General features: G+C 65.6%; 15 protein-coding genes. 13 read left to right on the top strand and 2 right to left on the bottom strand.

Features of this window, described 5'->3' with window-relative positions:
• Positions 1-6: 6 nt before the first annotated feature.
• From IPJ17_12920 to IPJ17_12945, 6 genes are all read left to right on the top strand, one after another.
• Positions 7-1,572, top strand: coding sequence for a hypothetical protein (locus IPJ17_12920; protein ID QQR72413.1), 1,566 nt, complete (start codon positions 7-9; stop codon positions 1,570-1,572).
• A 3-nt stretch (positions 1,573-1,575) separates the two neighbouring features.
• On the top strand, positions 1,576-5,019 hold the full coding sequence (locus IPJ17_12925) for a hypothetical protein (protein ID QQR72414.1): 3,444 nt from the start codon (positions 1,576-1,578) through the stop codon (positions 5,017-5,019).
• A gap of 38 nt (positions 5,020-5,057) precedes the next feature.
• On the top strand, positions 5,058-6,626 hold the full coding sequence (locus IPJ17_12930; protein QQR72415.1) for an Hsp70 family protein: 1,569 nt from the start codon (positions 5,058-5,060) through the stop codon (positions 6,624-6,626).
• 307 nt (positions 6,627-6,933) lie between these two features.
• Positions 6,934-8,454, top strand: coding sequence for a hypothetical protein (locus IPJ17_12935; GenBank protein ID QQR72416.1), 1,521 nt, complete (start codon positions 6,934-6,936; stop codon positions 8,452-8,454).
• Positions 8,451-9,080, top strand: coding sequence for a hypothetical protein (locus tag IPJ17_12940; GenBank protein QQR72417.1), 630 nt, complete (start codon positions 8,451-8,453; stop codon positions 9,078-9,080). The genes IPJ17_12935 and IPJ17_12940 overlap by 4 nt, the downstream gene beginning before the upstream one ends.
• A 227-nt stretch (positions 9,081-9,307) precedes the next feature.
• Entirely contained in the window at positions 9,308-9,817 is a 510-nt protein-coding gene (locus tag IPJ17_12945; GenBank protein QQR72418.1) for a hypothetical protein, read from the top strand.
• Between the two features lie 45 nt (positions 9,818-9,862).
• Here IPJ17_12945 and IPJ17_12950 read toward each other — a convergent pair whose 3' ends face one another.
• Entirely contained in the window at positions 9,863-10,009 is a 147-nt protein-coding gene (locus IPJ17_12950; GenBank protein QQR72419.1) for a hypothetical protein, read from the bottom strand.
• Positions 10,010-10,105: 96 nt separating this feature from the next.
• Between IPJ17_12950 and IPJ17_12955 the strand changes: the two genes are divergently transcribed.
• Genes IPJ17_12955 through IPJ17_12980 form a run of 6 tightly spaced genes read left to right on the top strand, consistent with a single transcriptional unit; the run spans position 10,106 to position 16,727 of the window.
• The gene (locus tag IPJ17_12955) at positions 10,106-11,215 is read left to right on the top strand and encodes an isocitrate/isopropylmalate dehydrogenase family protein (GenBank protein ID QQR72420.1); all 1,110 of its coding nucleotides are present in this window, start codon (positions 10,106-10,108) and stop codon (positions 11,213-11,215) included.
• A 14-nt stretch (positions 11,216-11,229) separates the two neighbouring features.
• On the top strand, positions 11,230-12,477 hold the full coding sequence (locus tag IPJ17_12960; protein ID QQR72421.1) for a 2-isopropylmalate synthase: 1,248 nt from the start codon (positions 11,230-11,232) through the stop codon (positions 12,475-12,477).
• Positions 12,478-12,502: 25 nt separating this feature from the next.
• Positions 12,503-14,461, top strand: a complete 1,959-nt coding sequence (locus IPJ17_12965) for a hypothetical protein (protein ID QQR72422.1) — start codon at positions 12,503-12,505, stop codon at positions 14,459-14,461.
• Positions 14,462-14,471: 10 nt separating this feature from the next.
• Entirely contained in the window at positions 14,472-15,122 is a 651-nt protein-coding gene (locus tag IPJ17_12970; GenBank protein ID QQR72423.1) for an MBL fold metallo-hydrolase, read from the top strand.
• Complete coding sequence (gene xerD, locus IPJ17_12975; GenBank protein ID QQR76165.1) at positions 15,056-16,018, top strand: site-specific tyrosine recombinase XerD; 963 nt, start codon at positions 15,056-15,058, stop codon at positions 16,016-16,018. The genes IPJ17_12970 and xerD overlap by 67 nt, the downstream gene beginning before the upstream one ends.
• Complete coding sequence (locus IPJ17_12980; GenBank protein QQR72424.1) at positions 15,993-16,727, top strand: lytic transglycosylase domain-containing protein; 735 nt, start codon at positions 15,993-15,995, stop codon at positions 16,725-16,727. Before xerD ends, IPJ17_12980 begins: the two co-directional genes overlap by 26 nt.
• On the opposite strand, the gene IPJ17_12985 is transcribed toward IPJ17_12980, so the two are convergent.
• Positions 16,694-18,673 (bottom strand): SpoIIE family protein phosphatase, encoded by a 1,980-nt coding sequence (locus tag IPJ17_12985; GenBank protein ID QQR72425.1) that lies wholly within the window; start codon positions 18,671-18,673, stop codon positions 16,694-16,696. The genes IPJ17_12980 and IPJ17_12985 overlap by 34 nt on opposite strands.
• A 146-nt stretch (positions 18,674-18,819) precedes the next feature.
• On the opposite strand from IPJ17_12985, the gene IPJ17_12990 reads away from it, so the two are divergent.
• Positions 18,820-19,221 carry a hypothetical protein gene (locus IPJ17_12990; GenBank protein QQR72426.1) on the top strand — a complete coding sequence of 134 codons (402 nt, stop codon included), beginning with the start codon at positions 18,820-18,822 and terminating at the stop codon, positions 19,219-19,221.
• Positions 19,222-19,309 lie beyond the last annotated feature (88 nt).

The raw sequence follows: 19,309 nt of genomic DNA on the forward strand, positions 1-19,309 counted from the left end.
GGGGCGATGGCACGCTACTACTACATCGGCATCGGAGGTACGGGCGCTCGCGTTGCTGAAGCGCTTATCCACCTCTGCGCTGCTGGCCAAGGGCCGCGGGAGTTCTTCTTCTTCCTGGTTGACCCAGATCAAAACAACGGGAACCTAGCCAGAACGAAGAAGCTGCTCGACGAGTATCGGGATGTTCGCAAGCTCCTAGGTGGCGGTATCGATGGCCTGTTCGGAACAGAGATCTTGACGCCGCCTGACGCTACGAAGGTCGTGTGGAGCGTGCTTCCCAAGCACGATGCAACGCTGGCGGCCCACATCAAGTATCCAATCCTCGAGCAGCAGAATCGCCCGTTGGCTCAACTCGCTGATGTGCTCTTCACCTCTCAGGAATTGGCCACGGAACTGAATGAGGGGTTCCGGGGGCACCCGTCGATCGGCGCAGCAGTAATGGCGCACCCCGCAGACGAGGAAGACCCCTGGCGGTCATTCTGGGACGATCTGTCGAAGGTTCCCGCACCAGGGGATGCGCGTGTGTTCCTCGCGGGATCGATATTTGGCGGCACAGGGGCGGCCGGGGTACCGACGTTTGGGTCGAGGAATCTCATCAAGTACCACGAAAAGGCGAGGCTCGGGGAGCAGAGTCGTGTAACGCTTGGTGGGTGTCTGGTTCTGCCCTACTTCACCTTCGACTCGAATGTGCCGGCGAGCCAGGCCGACAAGCTGTTCGTGACCTGGAAGGACTTTCCTCTTGCCACTCGAGCTGCGCTCGACTATTACGCTCTTCGTGATACCGAACTCGTCTTTGATGACCTTTACCTCTTGGGAGACAAGTTGGCGCAGAGTGTCGGCGAGTTCGGCGCTGGCGCGAACAATCAGAACAATCGGCCCCACTATGTGGAGCTAGCCGCAGCGCTGGCGACCCTAGATTTCTGGGAGAACTCGAAGCCGATGCCAGCAGTGCGCAGCTTCTTCACTGCGGCCCGCAACGACGAGATCGTGACCTTCGAGTCCCTGCCGGTGACACGCCGCGAAGAAGCGCTTCGGGCGGAACAGGAGCGTTTCCGCTTCAACATGATCGGGATGACGCTTTTTGCGTACGCCGTCAGTACCTACGGCCTCGAGGTCACCGGACCATCGGACGCCGGGGCAACTTGGTACAAGGAGTGGTTCAAGATCGATCCCAAGCGCGAAGACCTAGAGCGGTTCGATCCGAAATCTTCCACTCAAAGAAAGAAGGTGGAGGCAGCCGCGGCCTTTGGAAAGAACTACTTGCGGTGGCTGGCCGGAATGTCGAGTGACGATCGGGTTCAGCTACTAGAGACCGGGGCGCTGCTCGATGAGCAGCTCTGGTCCGAGAAGCAGCCGCGACCACGTCAAGTTAACGAGCGAGGTGTTGGTCAGGTAGTGAGAGGAACCGATGGGGGAGACTTCAACGGGTTCATTTCTGTCCTCAACTACCCAGATACCGCGCCCCAGCGGGGCGCTGACGCCGCGAATCGTCTCCTCTCTGGCTTCGTCACTGCATCGAGGCGCTTTGCTCAGGACAGGTTGAAAGTCCCCGGTCCGCAGGGAATGAGGTGAGCGATGACGACAAACATGCACCTGTACCTTCCTGCGCTTGATGAGAAAAAGGGTGTCAATGTTGCGAGCGTGGCCCGGGCTGCTCTGTGGAGCAACAACTCGGCAGGAGTGCTGAAGGCTATCAGCGCTGGGCTCCTGGTGAGCGACGAGGCCAAGAGCCGAGGCCTAAGCTCAGTGCCAGACATCTGGGCGCGGCCGCTCACTTTTCAGGCGGCGCTGCGACGGGACTCCAAGCACCCGTTGCGAGCGGAGTTGATCCAAGAGTGGCGCGGGCTGCTCAGCCTGTTGGCTCTCTCCAAGCTACACAAGGAAGAAGTCGCCATCGTGCCGGTTCGGACGGACGACGGTCTGTTCAGTAAAGCGCTTCGTCGCCTCAGCCCAAGGCCGATTGAGTTAGAGCCGCGAAGACCCTATCGATGGGAGGACGTCTTTCTCATTTGCTATCGGCCGGCTCAGGCGCGCGAAAGGGAAATCCCCTTGGGTGCGTTGTCCCCGGCCACTCTCGTATATACGGGAGCTGGGTACGCGGAGCAGCTCCGCCAATACCCCTCGCTTTTTCATCGGGAGGGCGTCCTGAGGCCTCCGGATGGAGGCGAGGACAGGGAGTATCTGGCGAAGTGGGTTCGGGAATTGGAGCATCGCCTTAGGCCTCTTGCATCACAGGACGAAGCAATCGCGGACATCAACAGTCTCGTGAAGGCTTGGTTGGAGGATCTGGGGGGGGGGGCGAGCCTGTCGGCCACCCTTCCCGTGGAGGTCAGCCAGTATCACCTTGGTGCCGATACGGCGTTGGGTCTCCGAGATTATGGAATCTACAGAGAAGTTCTCCGGCCTTTGGAGGCCGGCGAAGACACCGGCGCTTCGCCATCCGACGTCCTTCTCCGTACTGGCCGAAACCGCACCAAGCACCCATTCATTGTGGTGATTTCGTCTCAGACTCTCGGCCGCGACGTCAAAGTGTGGCGCACCAAGCGATCAACCCATCTCGGCGCAGTGGCTGATCCCGAAGGAGCTATCGCTCGGCATTTCACCGCCGACAAGGGTAGCGTCATCGATCGAGAGGACCTTGGCGACGCCATTTGGATAAGGCCAGAGAAGTTCTTCCTGACAGATACACTCATTGCCGCCAAAGGCGGGGGAGCGTTTCTTCCGGAGTCGGAAGCCGCAGGCAACAAAGACGCAAAGTTCGTACTTCCGTTCAGGAAGGAGATACTCGACTTCTTTGCACCTCGAAGTCTGATCGAGGTGCTCCGGCCCGAATACAGCGCCACCGAAGCGGGAGTCGTGTTCTCCTTCCGACTTCCCGTTTGGGACGGCAAGGTGGCCGAATCCGTCGAGGTCCGGAAGTTGTACAAGTACAAGGCTCCGATGGAGGGAGAAGGGCGAATCAGAGAGGTGATGCCCCCAGTCCTGTATTTGTTCCCTCAGTACCTCGGGCCTGATTGGCGACGCTATTACCTCTTCCAGCACGGTTTGGCCGACCTAGTCGCCTCGCCGCTGGCAGGAGCGCCGTCGGTTCTTCTGGATGAGCGCGAGAGGGGGGAAACGCGAACCGTTCAGATGATGGGCGATGATCCCTTCCCTGAAGCCGTCGATTTGGAGCTTCAGGACTCAGCTCAAGGCAGAGCTTCAGCAGGAGTAGTACTGCTATTGAGGACCGACGACGCGGCGAGCCAGCGCAGGGGAGGCCAGCTCCATGTCGGAATAGACTTTGGAACCTCTAACACGAACATCTACCGTCTTGATGCAGCTGATGGCGGCGCGATGGCCGAGCAATGGAGCTTCGATTTTCCGTCGCACCTTCGCTCACTAAGTACGGGGGGCGCAGCGGCCAGTGAAGTCCTCCTTAGAGAGTTCGTTCCAAACGAGAAGGTCGAACTCCCGATTGCGACGACCTTGCGACTCCTAAGCCTTGCGAGCCGTGACCATCTCTTCCTGGACTATTTCGCCTTCTTCCCTCGCAAAGATCCGCCGGAATTCCAACTACCGAACGAGGTCCACGGAGACATTAAGTGGAACGAGACGGATCGCAAGACGGACCTCTTTCTTGAGAGCATCCTGTTCCTGATCCTGCTCGAGGTCGCGAGGGAGCGCCCCAGTACCTGTCAACTCCTCTGCTCCTATCCGAAGGCCTTCTCGCCGCTGATGATAGGTCTCTTCAGAGAGGATTGGTCGCGAGTCCGTCAGCGACTCCTCGAAGACCAGACTACGCGAGTCCTTAACGTGAAGCAGGGCGCAGCTGACGCGGGGAGGACCGAATTTCGGGACATTTCCTTCGGGATCGAGGGACAAGCCGCCGGCCACTTCTTCGCTAGCGACCGAATCATCGCCAATCGTTCAGACAGAGCGGAGATTCAGCTCGCTGCTCTTTGCCTCGACGTTGGAGGGGGGACAACCGACATCAGTCTGTGGTTCCGAAACAGGATCGCACTTGACGCTTCCATTAAACTCGCCGGTCGTCAGGTGTCGGATTTGATTCAGAGAAACCACGCGCTGCGAGAATTGCTGTTCTCTCAAACTGCCGCTGTCGCTCTCGGCGAGAAGAACCTCTCGTCGAGCAAGTTTGCAGCGCGACTTAATCTTGTGCTTCGGCAGAATGAGGCGCTCATCCGCGAAGGGCTGATCCGCCACGCCAATCGCCCGGAAGTCATGTGGCTCCGGCGCACTTTGGCCGTGGAGTTCGCAGCGATCGTTTTCTACTCGGCTTCGCTACTCGCAAGCACCGACGCAGCCCAGTCCTGTGGCGCGAAGGGAGAGCTCCTCCGTCAAATCGGTCGCGACAACCTGAAAATGCACTGGGGCGGAAACGCGGCCCGCCTGATCTCCTGGATAGATTTTGGTCGCTTCTCTGAGGAGGGCTCCGCGGCACAGCTTTTCAAGGCCATGCTAATCAATGCGCTCGACGACGCCGGGGCTATTCTCGATGAGGCCTTGCTATTCCAGAAGCAGTCGCCGCGGTACAAGAGCGAGGTCGCTGGAGGTCTAGTCGTGATGGACCAGTCGTCAGCGCGGCAGGAGCAGGGTCCGCGGCCTGCGACTCTCAGAGTTCCACCTGGTGGTAGCGGCGCTCAGTCGGCTGCGGGACTCGTGCTCGGCGAAGACTGTGAGGACCTGCATGGCGCGGTGTCGTGGTTTGAAGCCGTGTCGCCTGCCCGCTTCTTCCCAGAAGCAGGCGGGACGACCTTCCAGAACACCACCATGAGGCGATTCGATCGCTTTCTCGAGATTGTGAACTACTGTGGCGTGGCTTTGGGGCTATTTTCAGAGGACGCGAAGGTCACCCTAAGCCCATCTCAGAGAGCCCTCATTGAGGGTGAAATCCGAGGTGAGTTCATTATTGAGTCAGGGAAGCCACCTGCAAAGAGAGAGGTCGAGCCCGTCTTCATCTCGGAAGTCAAGACCTTGCTTCAGTTGCTCGGCGAGTCCTTCGAACAGACGGGACGTTGATCTGAGGGGAAGTGGCGGGGAGCCCTGGAGCACGGAACATGCCTCTCGTTGGAATCGACCTCGGAACCACCTTCAGCTGCGTCGCGTGCGTGGGCGACGGCGGCGTTCCAACCGTCATAAGAGACGGCCAAGGCAATACGGAGGTCCCATCCGTGATCTCGTTTGACGGGCGAGATGCGTATGTTGGCTGCGCAGCTGTGGAGAGGAAAGGAGTTCTCCCGCATACCATTTTCGAGTTGTTCAAGCGCGACATTGGGAAGCCCCTCGACTCTGCACATGGAGGGGCGGCCCCTTATGAGGTTGGAGGCTTCAAGTTCGGCGCGGCGGGAATGTCGGCGATTCTCCTTCGGTACCTGAAGAAGCAGGCCATCAGGCACTTTCGCAAGACAGGAGAACTCGATGAGACAGACGATCGGAAGGTTGCGCTTGACGCTGTGATTACTGTTCCTGCGTCTTTTGGGGACAAGGAGCGCAACGAAACGAAACTGGCTGGGGAGGCTGCAGGGTTTCGTGTAGTCGGGATGATCAACGAGCCGACTGCAGCAGCCCTCGCTTTTGGCCTGGGCAGGAAGGAGGAGCTGCGCATCCTCGTGTTCGACCTCGGTGGAGGGACATTCGATGCGACCCTCCTCCGGATGGCAAGTGGAGTTGCCACGGTTGAGGCGACTCGCGGAGACAACTCGCTCGGCGGGAAGGACTTCGATGATCTCATCGAGAGGTACCTAGCTGCTGCTGCCTTCCGCGCAACGGGAGTTCACGTTCCCGAGGAACGGGGGTTCGAGCTTCAGAGACACGCGAGGCGAGCGAAGCACGAACTAAGCGAATGCGAGCAGGTTGAAGTCGCCATGACGCACGGCGGAGAGGACTTGGTACTCACACTCCATCGCAAGTCTACTCACTCGTCTTTGAGAGTGCGGCCCTCGGGAGAGAATCATGAATTCTACTTCGAGGAGCGCTCAACGGATCTTCTTCATCGATGCCGAGCAATCTGCGAAACGCTCTTCGACGAGGTCAGCATCGAGACGAAGGCTGGTACTCGAAGGGTGAGATGGTCTGATATCGACGAGATTGTACTCGCAGGTGGTTCCTGTCGGATGCCCATGATCGCGGAGATGATCGAGAGGGTCTCCGGGAAGAGGGTGCAGCGACACATTGAGGGATTCAGTTACGACACGGCAATCGCGGTTGGTGCTGCCCTGTACGGAGTCCATCGCGAGGACGTCTCAGATGTCCTTTCACACGGAATGGGAGTCAAGGTTTTGGAGGACGGGAGACCCAGGGTCGACTGCCTCGTTGAGAGGGACACTCGAGTCCCGGTCACGGCCGAGCGCAGCTATCGGGCTCCCGCGGGCGCGGTATTGGAGGTATACGAGGGCGAATCGCGAGCGCCTGACGAGTGTGAGTTGCGCGGTCGCCTCGAGCTGAACAACCCGGAGGGACAGGTCCGAATCGAGATGGCATGGAGTTCGGACGGAATTCTAAGAGTGCTGGCCGACTTCCCGCCCCATGGCCGCCGGGAATTGGAGATTAAGAACGAGGACTTTCAGTTCGGGCGACGTCTCGCACTTCTAAGGGAGAGAGTTGCCTCCCTCACAGTCCACGCATGAACTGGTTCGACCAAGTGTCGCAGCTTGTCATTGTTGCTGAGGCTGGTGCCTACCAAGGAGTTTGTCATCTCTTCTTTCTCTCCTCAGCGAGAGAACCTCACCGCAAGAGCATGGCCGAGGCCGGTCCCCGGGACCAAGAGGCTTTGTACTGTCGAGGGAGAAGAAACGGAGAGGCGAAGTGAAGCGGCCTGACGACCGACCTGAACCAACTCTGCCGGGCCTTCCGCGGGAAAAAAAGGACGCGGATCTCGCACTTCCCAGCGGAACTGAGGGGGTCGTGTCACTTCCTCGCCAAGCACCAAGAGACGTGCCAACCGACTTCCGTGAAGCCTCGACGCTGCGCCTCGATCTTTCAGAGTTCGAATCAGGCGAACCGGCTGCGCCTCCCCAGCATTGTGCTCTCGAAGACCAAATTCGTGCCGCGACCAGGACGGGAGGCCTCACACAGCTTCCTCCTGATTTCGACGAACCCACTGGTGGTTGGACCACGATCACCTCGACGAATCCGTTTGAAGTTCTTTTCCTGGACCATCGACAGGCCGCAGCGATCTCTGCCGAGGTGATAGCTGCCCACTACCGGCTCATTGGTGATTTCTGGGCGAAGAAGCTCGGTTTCATGAGGATGTCGGGGTCGAGGTCGATGATCCTCCGGAAGTACGGAGGTGAGCACGAGAGTGAGAAGCTCATTGAGAGCTACCCAAAGCGGCTCCGAGAAGCCTTCGAGCGACTTGAGACACCTGAGGCAATCGAGAATGTTCTCAAGGAGCTTGAAGCCGAAAGTAGAAAGAGAGCCCAGGAACGGCTTGAAGAGAAGCTCTCGGACTATCTGGTCGATCGCACACTCCAGCCGGTTGAGACCCGCGCCTTGTTCGAGTATGCGGCCTCTCAGAATCTCCGCGTATCCGAGGTCGCTGACTATGTTCACAGCACACTCGTGGGGCGTGGCCTACAGGCACTGGGTCACCCAGTGGGGAAGACGCTTGCTGAGCAGCTCATTTCGGTACCCTGGGGCGACTCTGGCTTTTCCAGGCCAGAGCGGCTAGTGGACAAGGGAGACCGGCGATTCGAAGGCCTCCGGCGAATCGCACAACTGACCGCCTTGATCGCCACCGCCTTCATCGCTGTGGCGTTTCTCATCCGAGAAAGCCGAGTACCAGCGTCAGTGAAGTCGACGGATTCCGGAGTAGTGAACTCACGCGGCGGAAGTGTGTCGACTCCGATACCGACGCCTCCCCTCGTCCAGGTGAGTCTAACGCCGGCGGCGCGAGAGCCCCGGCCAAGCGCTGAGCTAGCGCGGGCGACTCAGGCTCGGAAGCAGCAGGATGCTGCTGAGACGGCGCGAAGGAGAAGGGTGGAGGCCTGCAAGTCGATAGTCGAAGGTCTTGGAGAGACTATCGCCGTCTTTCAATCTCAGGAGAGGTTCGAGGAAGCTAGAACGCAGATTGGGGTGGCATCGACGGAGTGCGCAGGCCTGGGCGCAGAGATCGCCAGCGAGCTGTCGACGCTAGCTGCGCTTGGCCGGCAGGTAGCCGAAGCGGAAGTCAGTTCGCGGGTAGCCGCCCTGGCAGCGGGACAGGAAGCTAAGGCCTGGCGGGACAAGATCGCTGTGATCGATTCAGAGCTGGCCAACAACCAGCTCATCGAGGCGAGAGACGCCGCCTCTCGAATCATGGCGGATCCCACGGCGCCGCCAGACATTGCCGAGAAGGCTAGTCTTCAGCGCCTTGAGGCGATCAGGCGGATCAAAGAGGCCTTTGAGGGCTTCAGCCCTGGTGTTTCATCGAAACAGGTTCGACCTGCTAAACGACCAGGAGGGGGAACGCCATGAGGAAGGGTCTGTCGGTTCTTGCTATTCTCACCGTCCTACTTGTCCCGATCGAAGGCTGTGCTACTTCCCGCACGGGGAAAGCCTCCCAGATCGGAGCGATACTCGGGGGGCTCGCTGGAGCTGTCGTCGCGGTTGCGACCGGGCACAAGGACAACATCGTTGGCTATGCAGCTGTCGGTGCTGCAGCGGGTGCCGGCGTCGGTTATGCAATAGGAAGAGCTCAGGACAGAAGGCTCGCCAACAGAGACGAGGCTGTCAGAACGGCAAACTACCAACCTTCGCAGGGATTCCATCTCGGCATTACTAGTGTCGAGGCGATACCTGCACAAGTGGCTCCAGGCAACACCTCCCAGATTCGCGTAACTTGGCTGGCAATCTCCCCCAACCCTTCGGACAGCATCCAAGTGAGGGCGGCACTCACCTTCAAGCTGGCGAACGGAGACGAGGCGGCATCGAGCATCTCAAACCTTCAGCCCTTGGACAACGGGGGAGGTATCGTTGAAACCACGATTGACCTTCCGATACCAGCTAGGGCGCCACTCGGCTCTTACGCCCTCGACGTGCAGCTCAGCGATTCGATGAATCGTGTGGCACGAACGAGCACAGTGCCAGTGTTCGTCGGATGAAGAGGGACTCCGCAGCCGCAATGGAGAGCCCTTCGTCCGCCGGTATCTCTCGCGGCGAGGCTCCTTGGCTTGCATGTGTGGGGGGGCGTGCGCCGAATTCTCAAGCCAGATCCGGCGAGACCGTCAAATGTGTTCCGGCCGCAGTCGAGAATGATCGAAAGGAAGATCAAGGACCGCAGAGGGAGCGCTTAGCGGTTGATCTTGTGTAGCCGGGAGAGGAGGTTGAGATGCCGTTCTTTGAGGGTGCAGTTAGGACACCTCAGGCTGCTGGGGCATTTGCCGGAGGGTGTGGGCGCCTGTGGTTTCGGCATGTGGGTTGCGCAGCTCTTGTCGTCGCTTCCCTTGCAAATGGGGGCTGCGCCAAGGACCCCAACTGGCAACGCAACAGGCTGCGAGAACTGCGCGCCGAGCAGACGGAGATCGCCGATACGCTTTATCGGGAGTACGGTGGTGCTCCGATTGCGAAAGCTGTGAGTCAAAGTGGGGCTGAGTCGACCAATTCGACGATGGCTCGGGCTCGCGAACTCCTGACGGGTGCCGTGGCGGAAGTCGATCGTTCTCTATTCGAAGCCTACCTTGTGGAGATCGGGGAGGGTAAACGAGCTCCTGCCCTCTCAGCCGAGGCGAGGGAGTTCTTTGCGAGACGCGAGGTGAAGAAGTCGGCTAGGCGGTTCGTTCAGTTGGGCGACGAGATTCGAGACCTAGAGAGAAAGCTCTCGCGCCCGCCTTCAGAGTGAGGTTGGCTGCCGTGGAGCGCTGCCGGATCAGCCATCGGCTCGCGCCTAGATCTTGAAAGGCATTCCGGCCTCGCTCCGGGCGGCGCCGGGGCGTTCGCCGAGCGTCCGGAGGTCCTCGCGGTCGATCTCGACGGCGACGCGCGGCCGGAAGTCCTGGTGCTGTCGGAAGAGGACGGCCGCGGTGTGATTCACCTCCTCCGCTTCGACTGACCTCGTCCTTCTGCGCCGCATGCTGCGGCGACGGTGCGCCGCCGAACGGGCGAAATCGCTGTGCTAGCATCCGCCGCCATGACTTCACAAGGTGCGGTCGATCCCCGCGATCGCCGTCCGCAGCGCATCGCGGTGCTGCCCGGCGACGGCATCGGACGGGACGTGACGGCGGAAGCGGTGAAGGTGATCGAAGCTGCGGCGGAGCGCTGGAGCCTGCCGCTCGAGCTGGTTCACGAACCCTGGAGCGCCGATCACTATCTCGCCACCGGCGTGAGCATTCCCCCGGGCACGCTCGAGCGCTACCGCGACGAGTTTGCCGCGATCTTCATCGGCGCCTACGGCGATCCGCGGATCCCCGACATGCGGCACGCCGCCGACATCCTGCTCGGCACGCGCTTCAACCTCGATCTCTACATCAACTTCCGCCCCTGCAAGCTGCTCGACGCGCGGCTCTGTCCGCTCAAGGACAAGCGCGAGGCCGACGTCGACTTCTTCGTCTTCCGCGAGAACACCGAAGGGGCCTATGTCGGCGTCGGCGGCTTCTTCAAGAAGGGCACGGCCGACGAGGTGGCGGTGCAGGAAGAGATCCACACGCGCAAGGGCGTCGAGCGCATCATCCGGGCCGCCTTCGAGTGGGCCGTCGCCAACGGGCGGAGCAAGGTGTGCATGGCCGACAAGTCGAACGTCATGCGCTTCGGGCACGACCTCTGGCAGCGCGTCTTCGCCGCGGTGGCGGGCGAGTTCCCGTCGATCGCCTCGTCGCACATGTTCGTCGACGCCCTGGCGATGCAACTGGTGCGAGCGCCCGAGCAGTTCGAGGTGATCGTGACCAACAACATGTTCGGCGACATCCTCACCGACCTCGGATCGGCGCTGCAGGGCGGACTGGGGGTGGCCGCCTCGGCCAACCTCCATCCCGGACGGACGTCGATGTTCGAGCCGGTGCACGGTTCGGCGCCGAAGCACGCCGGCACCGGACGCGCCAATCCGGTGGGTGCGGTGCTCTCCGCCGGACTGATGCTCGACACGCTGGGCCACGCCGAGGCGGCACGCGAGATCGAGGCCGCGGTGACCGCGGCGCTCCGTGCCGGCGAGTGCACGGTCGACCTCGGCGGTACCCTCACCACGTCGCAGCTCGGTGACCGGTTGGCGCGGGCGATCGCCGCGCCGGCCGCCGCTCGTCGCTGAACGGCGGCCTGTCGATGCAGCCGCGCGAGAGCGAGCTGGTCCACGACTGGAACCGCGCGGGCGAGCTCCCGCTTCCGGCCCGCGGAAGGGTGCTGCTCAACGACGAGACGTTGCGCGACGGGCTGCAGTCGCCCTCGGTGCGCACGCCGTCGATCGAGCAGAAGGTCGAGATCCTGCACGGGCTCGTCGAGCTGGGCATCGACGCGCTGGACATCGGTCTGCCCGGCGCCGGTCCGCACGTGGCGCGCGACGTCGAACGGCTGGCGCGCGAGATCGCCGAGCGGCGGCTGCCGATCTCGCCCAACTGTGCCGCGCGGACCGTGCGCGCCGACATCGAGCCGATCGTCGAGATCGCCCAGCGCACCGGCCTGGCGATCGAGGTCGCCTGCTTCCTCGGCTCGAGTCCGATCCGCCAGTACACCGAGGGATGGGAGCTCGACCGCATGCTGCGGCTCACCCGCGAAGCGATCGAGCTCGCCGTCGGCGAGGGGTTGCCGGTGATGTACGTCACCGAGGACACCACCCGCGCCGCGCCCGAGGATCTGCGGCGGCTCTACACCGAGGCGGTGGCTGCCGGCGCGCGGCGGGTGTGCATCGCCGACACGGTCGGGCATGCGACGCCGGTCGGGGCGCGCAACGTGACGCGGTTCATCCGCTCGGTGGTCGACGCCACCGGCGTGGCGGTGGAGGTCGACTGGCACGGCCACGACGACCGCGGTCTGGCGGTGGCCAACGCGATCGCCGCGGCGGAGGCCGGGGCCGACCGCCTGCATGGGACCCTGCTCGGCATCGGCGAACGGGTGGGCAACACACAGCTCGACCAGCTGTTGGTCAACTTCCAGCTCATGGGCTGGATCGATCGGCCGCTCGATCGGCTCGGGGCGCTCTGTGCCGAGGTCGCGGCGACGACCGGCATTCCGATTCCGGACAACTACCCGATCGTCGGGCGCGACGCTTTTCGGACGCAGACCGGGATCCACGCCGCCGCGATCCTCAAGGCGAAGGCCAAGGGCGACGACTGGCTCGCCGACCGGATCTACTCCGGCATTCCGGCGGCGATGATCGGCCGGCGCCAGGAGGTCGAGGTCGGACCGATGAGCGGACAGGCCAATGTCGTCTACTGGCTGACCGAGCGCGGGCTCTCGGCACCGCCCGATCTCGTCCAGGCGATCTTCCGCCGCGCCAAGTCCGCCACCGAGGTGCTGTCGGAGGCGGAGATCGTCGAGCTCTGCCGGTTGCACTCGAAGGCCGGATCGCCCTGAGCCGGGCGCGGCGGAGGCGGCGCGTTTGACTCCGGCGAATCGGCTCGGTTCCCGCGTCGCGCTCTTCGCCGCGAGCTTCGTGCTCTTCGCCGGGCTGGCGGGCGTGCTGGCCTGGCGCGTCCCGGAGCTGCCCGACCTCGACTCCTACTACCATCTGGCGGTGGCGCGCGAGTACGCGCACGCACCGGGCCTCGCGACCTTTCCCTGGGCGCGGTTTTCGCTGATGCGGGACGGCTTCGGCGACAAGGAGCTGCTCTTTCACTGGCTCCTCGTGCCGTTCGTCGTCGAGGGGACCTCGACTGCTGGGGGGCGCCTTGCCCTGGCGCTGCTCGCGGCCCTGTCGCTCGCGCTGATCGGCTATCTCTCCTGGGTAGCGATCGGTCGGCTCGGGCTGCTCGCGCCGTTCGCGGTGGCGCTCCTCTCGCTCGATGCCACCTCGCGGCTGGCGCGGCTCCGACCGGAGTTGCTGGCCTTGCCGCTGCTTCTGCTCGCCGCCTGGGCGGCGGCGGCACGGCGCCCGCGCTGGCTCGCGCCGATCGGTGCGCTCTTCGCGCTCTCGTACACGGCCTTCCACCTGCTCCTCGGTCTGGCGGCCCTCTGGTGGCTCGACCGCTGGCGACGCGAGCGGCACCTCGACTGGGCGGTCCCGCTCTACACGACCCTCGGGGTGACCGGCGGCCTCGTCGCCCACCCGCAGTTTCCGGCCAACCTCGCGATCTGGGCGGCGCAGAACATTGCCTTCTTCCGCTGGCGCGGGGTGCTCGATGTCGGCGCGGAGATCCTCCCGGCGCCCGCGTCGGTGGTGCTCGGGGCGAACTTCGGTTGGTTCCTGCTCGCCGTCGCGGTCTGGGCGGCGCGGCGTCCGGTGGTGCCGCGAGAGCCGGAGCGAGGGCGGCTCGATGCGGGACCCTTCGTCGTGGCGGCGGCGCTTTTCGGCGTGATGTACCTTGCGATGTGGCGTTTCGGCGTCTATTTCTACTGCTTCGCCACGGTGGCGATCGCCTGGAGCCTCGCGGCGCGCGGCTGCACGGCCGGCGCGCGTCTGCCCCTTCCCGGCGGGCGCAGCGCACCGCTCGGCGCGGTCGCGGCGGCGATCACGCTGGTCGGCTCGCTTGCGGCGCTCTCCGCGGCCGCCGAGACGCTCGTCGGCGGAGGACCGCGGTCCGGTCGCGAGGCCGACTGGGCGGCCTTCGGCCGCGCCATGCCGGCGGGGGCGCGCGTGGCGGCTCACTGGGGCTACGCGGAGGTGTTCTTCTTCTTCGCTCCCCAGGCGCGCTACCTCGCGATGCTCGACCCCGTCTTCACCGCCTTGCCGTACCCGGACAAGCTCGCGGCCCACGAAGCGCTGTTCGACGGGTCGGAGCCCGATCCGGTCTTCCTGACGGCCGCCATCCTCGAAAGCGATCATCTCGCGCTGCAGCGCGAGGGCACCGCCCCGGCTCTGCTGGCACGGCTCGCGGAGGATCCTCGGATCGTGGCGCTCCACGACGGGCGCAGTGGCCTCTTCCGTCTGACCCCGGGGCGCAACGAGGCGTTTCGTCTCGATTGGCGAACGGCGCCGGCGTCCCCCACAGAGCTCGGGGATGCGGGGAGCGACAGCGGCCCGCCGGCGACCGTCGCCTATCCGCGACCGGAGGATCCCGCGCTGCGCGGGCTCGAAGGCTATGTCGACGCCCGGCGCGTCCTTTCCGATGGCGGCTGTGCGAGGTTCGAGAGCCGCGAGCCCGGCTGGCTCGGGAGGCGGCGCTTCGAGTTCTCGCCGGCCGGCCCGGGGACTCTCTGGCTGAACGGCCAGCCGCTGGTCCGGCTCGGTCGCGTCTCCGGAGCGGTGCTTGGCCAGGGGGCTCGCGTCGAGGTGGAGGGTTCCGGGCAGGAGGCGACCTGGCGCGTCGTGGTCTGTCCCGACCCGGCGACCGGGCACCAGGGCTTCTACCTGCGGGCGCTGGCGATGCCCTCCGCCGATGGGGCCGGCCCGGGCCGGTAGAATAGCGACGATGTGGATCGAACGACTCACCGTCGGCCCCCTGGAAGAGAACTGCTACCTGCTCGGTGCCGCCTCGGGCTCCGAGCTCGCCGTGGTCGACCCGGGAGCCGAGAGCCCGCGCATCGTCCAGGCGATCGAACACTCGGGGCGGAAGCCGATGGCGATCCTGCTCACCCACGGCCACGTCGACCACATTTCGCACTGCGCTCACCTCGCCGAGCGCTTCGGCATTGGCGTGCGCATCCATCGCGCCGACCTGCCATACCTCGAAGCACCCCAGTGGCCCGAGCTCGAAGCGCTGCTCGGAGCGCGTCCCTGTCCGGCGCCGGCAGGATGGCTGGTGGAGGGCGAGCGGCTCGAGGTCGCCGGTCTCTCGCTCGAGATCCTGCACACGCCCGGGCATACCCCCGGCGGCGTCTGCCTCGTCGAGCGAACCTCCCGGCAGATCGTCTGCGGGGACACGCTCTTTCGCGGCAGCGTCGGGCGAACCGATCTCCCGGGGGGGGACTCCCAGGCGCTCGTCCGCTCGATTCGCGAGAAGCTCTTCGCGCTCGAGGGCGACTTCCTCCTCTGGCCGGGGCACGGTCCGGAGACCTGGCTCGAGGCGGAGCGACGCGACAACCCGTTCGTCGGTCGGGACGCGCGACCGTTTTTCGCGTGAAGGTTTCCGAGGCGCCCTGGCGCCGGCTCCTGTCGGCGTTCGTCGAGGCGCTCGAGCTCGAGCGGGGGTTGTCGCCGCGCACCGCCTCGGCCTATCTCGGCGATCTCGTGCGGCTCGGCGACGATCTCGAGCGGCTCGGCGTCGACCCGCTCGGCGCAAACGCGGCCGACCTCGCGGCGCACCTGCGCCGGCTTCGCGGGCGGGCGATCGCGCCGCGATCGGTGAATCGGGCGCTGGCGGCAATCCGTGGCTACTACGCCTACCTCGTCGGCCGGGGCGAGCGTGCGGACGACCCGTCACTCCCGTTGCTCGCCCAGCGAACGCTGCGCCACCTGCCCGAGGTGCTCGACGAGGGACAGGTCGAGGCGTTGCTCGGGGCGCCGGAGGTCACCGAGCCGGCGGGCCTGCGGGATCGCGCGATGATCGAGCTGCTCTATGCCACGGGCCTCCGCGTCTCCGAGCTCGTCGGCTTACGGCTCGTCCAGCTCCGCCTCGACAGCGGCTTCCTGCTCGCCTTCGGCAAAGGGGAGAAGGAGCGCGTCGTCCCGGTGGGCGAGGCCGCCGAGGAGTGGTTGCGCCGCTATCTGCGCGAGGTGCGACCGCAGCTCGCGCGCGGTCGTCACGACGCCGTCTTCGTCAACCGGCGGGGCGCGGCGATGACGCGCCAGGGATTCTGGAAACTGCTGCGCGACTACGGGCGCGCCGTCGGGATCGCCGATCTCCATCCGCACGCCCTGCGCCACAGCTTCGCCACCCATCTGCTGGAGCACGGCGCCGACCTGCGCGCGGTGCAGACGATGCTGGGGCACGCCGACATCTCGACGACCGAGATCTACACCCACGTCCACAGCGAACGACTCAAGCGGGTCTATGACCGATTCCATCCCCGCGCCTGAGCGGCGGTTCGGCGACCTCCGGTGGCACGCCCTCCTGCGGGCGGCGGTGGCGTCGGGATTGCTCGCGGTCGCACCGAGCGGCGCCGACCTGGTCGTTCTGACCGGGGGCGACATTCTCAAGGTGCGCTCCTACGAGGTCGTCGGCGAGCGGGCGAAGCTCGAGCTCGCCGCGGGCGGCCGGATCGAGCTCTCCCTGCTCCGCGTCGAGCGGGTGGTGGACGACGAGATCGAGGAGTCTGCGGTCGAGGAGCCCGAGCCTCCGGCGCCGCTCTCTCCCTTCAGCCTGCGTTTCGTGCCCGATGCCGACACGACGGCGCGGCCGTTCGGCGCAGAGATCTCCGCGGCGGGTCAGCGGCACGATCTGAACCCGCGGTTGATCGCCGCGGTCGTCGCCGCCGAGTCCGGCTACCGGGCGCGAGCCGTGTCGAACAAGGGGGCGCGAGGGCTGATGCAGCTCATGCCGGCGACCGCCCTGCGCTTCGACGTGACGCCGCACGAGCTCTTCGACCCGGCGCGCAACCTGGAGGCCGGGGCACGTTACCTGCGCTGGCTGCTCGACCGCTATGCCGGGCGGCTGCACCTGGCCCTCGCCGCCTACAACGCCGGCGAAGGGGCGGTCGACCGCTACGACGGCGTGCCGCCGTACCGGGAGACGCGGCGCTACGTTCGGCGGGTCTACGAGCTCTTCGGCGTGACTTCCGGGCGGTAGGAGAGCACGACCACCGTGCGGTCGTCCTCGACCGGCTCCTTGCCGATGAAGGCGAGAACGGCGGCGAGCAGGCGGTCGCGCACCGCCTCGGGCGGAGTGGCAGGTCCCGCCAGTGCGGCGGCGACCCGCTCGTAGCCGAACGGCTCGCCGGCGGCGTTGCGGGCCTCGATCAGTCCGTCCGACAGCCAGACCATCGACTCGCCGTCGCCGAGGCGCAGTTCGCGCTCGCCGAACGCCTGACCGAGGAGGCCGAGCGGCGGGCTCGGCAACAGGATCTCCTCGACGCCGCCGGCGTGGATGCGGTAGCAGGGCGGATGGCCGGCGTTGATCAGCAGGAGGCGCCCGTCGGCAGGCTCGAAGCGGGCGAGCGTCGCGGTGACGAAGGTCCGGCGCTCGGAGCGGATCATGTCTCCCAGACGGCTGAGCGTGTTGCGCGGCGTCTCGCCGTTCTCGACGAGGATGCGCAGGGCGGCCTTGAGCATCGCCATGCGCAGACCGGCTGGGAGTCCATGCCCGGCGACGTCGGCGATCACCACGGCGATCGCCGTGTCGTCGATGCGCAGGATGTCGAAGTAGTCGCCGCCGATCGCGGCGCTGGGCTCGAAGGAGGTGGAGAAGCGCACGCCGGCGAGCTTGAGGGTCTCGCGCGGCAGCAGGTCCTGCTGGATGCGTTGCGCCAGCTCGAGCTCCTTGTCGAGCACCTCCTTCTGGGCCGCCGTGGCGACGAGCTCCTCGAGATGCGCTGCCATGGCGTTGAACGACCTCTGGAGCTCGCCGAGCTGGTCGCGGCGCCGGACGCGGATGCGGTTCTGGAAGTCGCCCCGCCGGAGCGCCTCGGTCGCCGACGAGAGCCGGTTGACGGCGCGCGAGAGCCCGAAGATCATCGTCAGGGCGATGGCCGCGGCGACCACGTAGATGTCGAGCAGCACCGCCGCCAGGCCGAGAAAGAGGAGCCAGGCGGTCGTGTCGACCTCCGCCGAGCTGGCCAGCAGGTGCTCGCGCAGAGCCTCCGGCGAGGCGACGAGCGCCGCCGCGGCGTAGTCGGCCACCTCGGTGCCGGAGTCGAGCGCGCGCACCGCGCCGGAGAGCTCCACCCACTCGATCCAGGGCCGCTCGCGCCAGCTCGGCGCTCCGGCCAGCCGCGGAGGGAAGCGCGCGTAGAACGCCGCGCGTTCGGCCGGGGTCGAACCGAAGCGCAACTGCCGCAGCGCCACCCGCCGGCCGCCGAACTCGAAGAACGTCACCGGCTTGCGGCGTGGGTCGTCGGAGCGGAAGAGGCTGACGCGTGCGTCGATCGCCGCCTGCAGCGCCTCGTCGAGCCCGTTGGAGCGGAGAGCGACGACGCCGAAGCTGCCGCGAAGGCGCGCGGTCGCGAGGGCGAGCGTGCCGTCGGCAAGCGCGACGAACGTCGGATTCGGCTCACGTCGTGTCGTGCGTGGGGTCTCGGCGCCGACCATCCAGGCGGGGAACGAGGAGGGTGCGAGCTCGCTGCCGGCGACCCGTCGCCCCTGCCGGTAGATCGCCAGGTGAACCGGGTCGTCGGCCCGCGACGCGACGAGCTTGGCGGGTGCGTCGCCCGCTTGCAGCCTCGTCGCCGCCAACTCGGCGGTGGCGGCGAGCTCGCCGACCACGGAGCTCGCGGCATCGCGGTAGAGGTGACCGAGGAAGGCCCCGGACAGCAGGTAGCCGCCGACGACGATGAGCAGGACGAGCATCGGGATCGGCAACACGCCGACGAGGAAGTAGGAGAACGCCAGGCGGCGACCGACGCGCCAGAGCAGCCGCCGCCAGACGACGCGCACCGTCCAGAGCAGGGCGACGAGCGCCAGGAGCGCCGCCACGGCCTTGCCGAGCGGGGCGAGCACCGGCCAGTCGCTGAGGCCGAGGAGCGCCGAGACGACCAGGCCCGCGGCGAGCGCGAGCGAGCGACGGGAGGTGGATTTCATCGGCAAGGTGGTGAGTCCCTGGGGAGATTACGCAGGCAAGGACGCGGAGTTTGGCGGCAGGAGCGGCCCCTTCTCCCTGGTAGAATCGCCCCGACCGCATGCGGGGTGCCGCGGTCGTCCGGGGCGCCCCAGGCAAGGAGGAGAAGGTGTCGCGACTGCCTCGTGGGCAAGAGTACCTGAAGACCGGATTCACCGCCGAGGCGGCCGCCGCCGCCCGCTTCCGCGCCTACGCCCGGCGCGCCGAGAGCGACGGGCGAGCCAACCTCGCCAAGGCCTGGCTCGAGCTGGCTGCCGAGAAGGATGCGCTGGCAATCGCTCAACTCGAGGCGACCGGCCAGGTGCGCGGCGAAGGGCACGATCTCGCCACCGCGCTCGCCGAGGAGCGCTACGAGAACGAGTCGCTCTACCCGCGGATGCAGCGCGAGGTCGACGCCGCGACCGGCGAGGTCTTCGCTTCGGTGATGGCGGCGCAGGAGCGGCACGCCGCGCGCCTGCGCGAGCTCTCCGTCGAGCTGCGGCGGAGTCTCGGCGATCTCCCTGTCGCCTGACGGTCGCGCCTTCGACCACGTTGGACCGCGCGTCGAGCTACGGTAGGATCGTCGAGCTCGCGCGCCCGGCGCGCCGCCCAAGGGAGGG

The sequence above is a fragment of the Holophagales bacterium genome, from assembly GCA_016699405.1.
Classification (GTDB): domain Bacteria; phylum Acidobacteriota; class Thermoanaerobaculia; order Multivoradales; family JAGPDF01; genus JAAYLR01.

Coding starts and splice junctions, on each gene's coding strand:
- IPJ17_12920 (QQR72413.1), top strand. CDS start 7: ATGGCACGCTACTACTACATCGGCATCGGAGGTACGGGCGCTCGCGTT.
- IPJ17_12925 (QQR72414.1), top strand. CDS start 1,576: ATGACGACAAACATGCACCTGTACCTTCCTGCGCTTGATGAGAAAAAG.
- IPJ17_12930 (QQR72415.1), top strand. CDS start 5,058: ATGCCTCTCGTTGGAATCGACCTCGGAACCACCTTCAGCTGCGTCGCG.
- IPJ17_12940 (QQR72417.1), top strand. CDS start 8,451: ATGAGGAAGGGTCTGTCGGTTCTTGCTATTCTCACCGTCCTACTTGTC.
- IPJ17_12945 (QQR72418.1), top strand. CDS start 9,308: ATGCCGTTCTTTGAGGGTGCAGTTAGGACACCTCAGGCTGCTGGGGCA.
- IPJ17_12955 (QQR72420.1), top strand. CDS start 10,106: ATGACTTCACAAGGTGCGGTCGATCCCCGCGATCGCCGTCCGCAGCGC.
- IPJ17_12960 (QQR72421.1), top strand. CDS start 11,230: ATGCAGCCGCGCGAGAGCGAGCTGGTCCACGACTGGAACCGCGCGGGC.
- IPJ17_12970 (QQR72423.1), top strand. CDS start 14,472: ATGTGGATCGAACGACTCACCGTCGGCCCCCTGGAAGAGAACTGCTAC.
- IPJ17_12980 (QQR72424.1), top strand. CDS start 15,993: ATGACCGATTCCATCCCCGCGCCTGAGCGGCGGTTCGGCGACCTCCGG.
- IPJ17_12985 (QQR72425.1), bottom strand. CDS start 18,673: ATGAAATCCACCTCCCGTCGCTCGCTCGCGCTCGCCGCGGGCCTGGTC.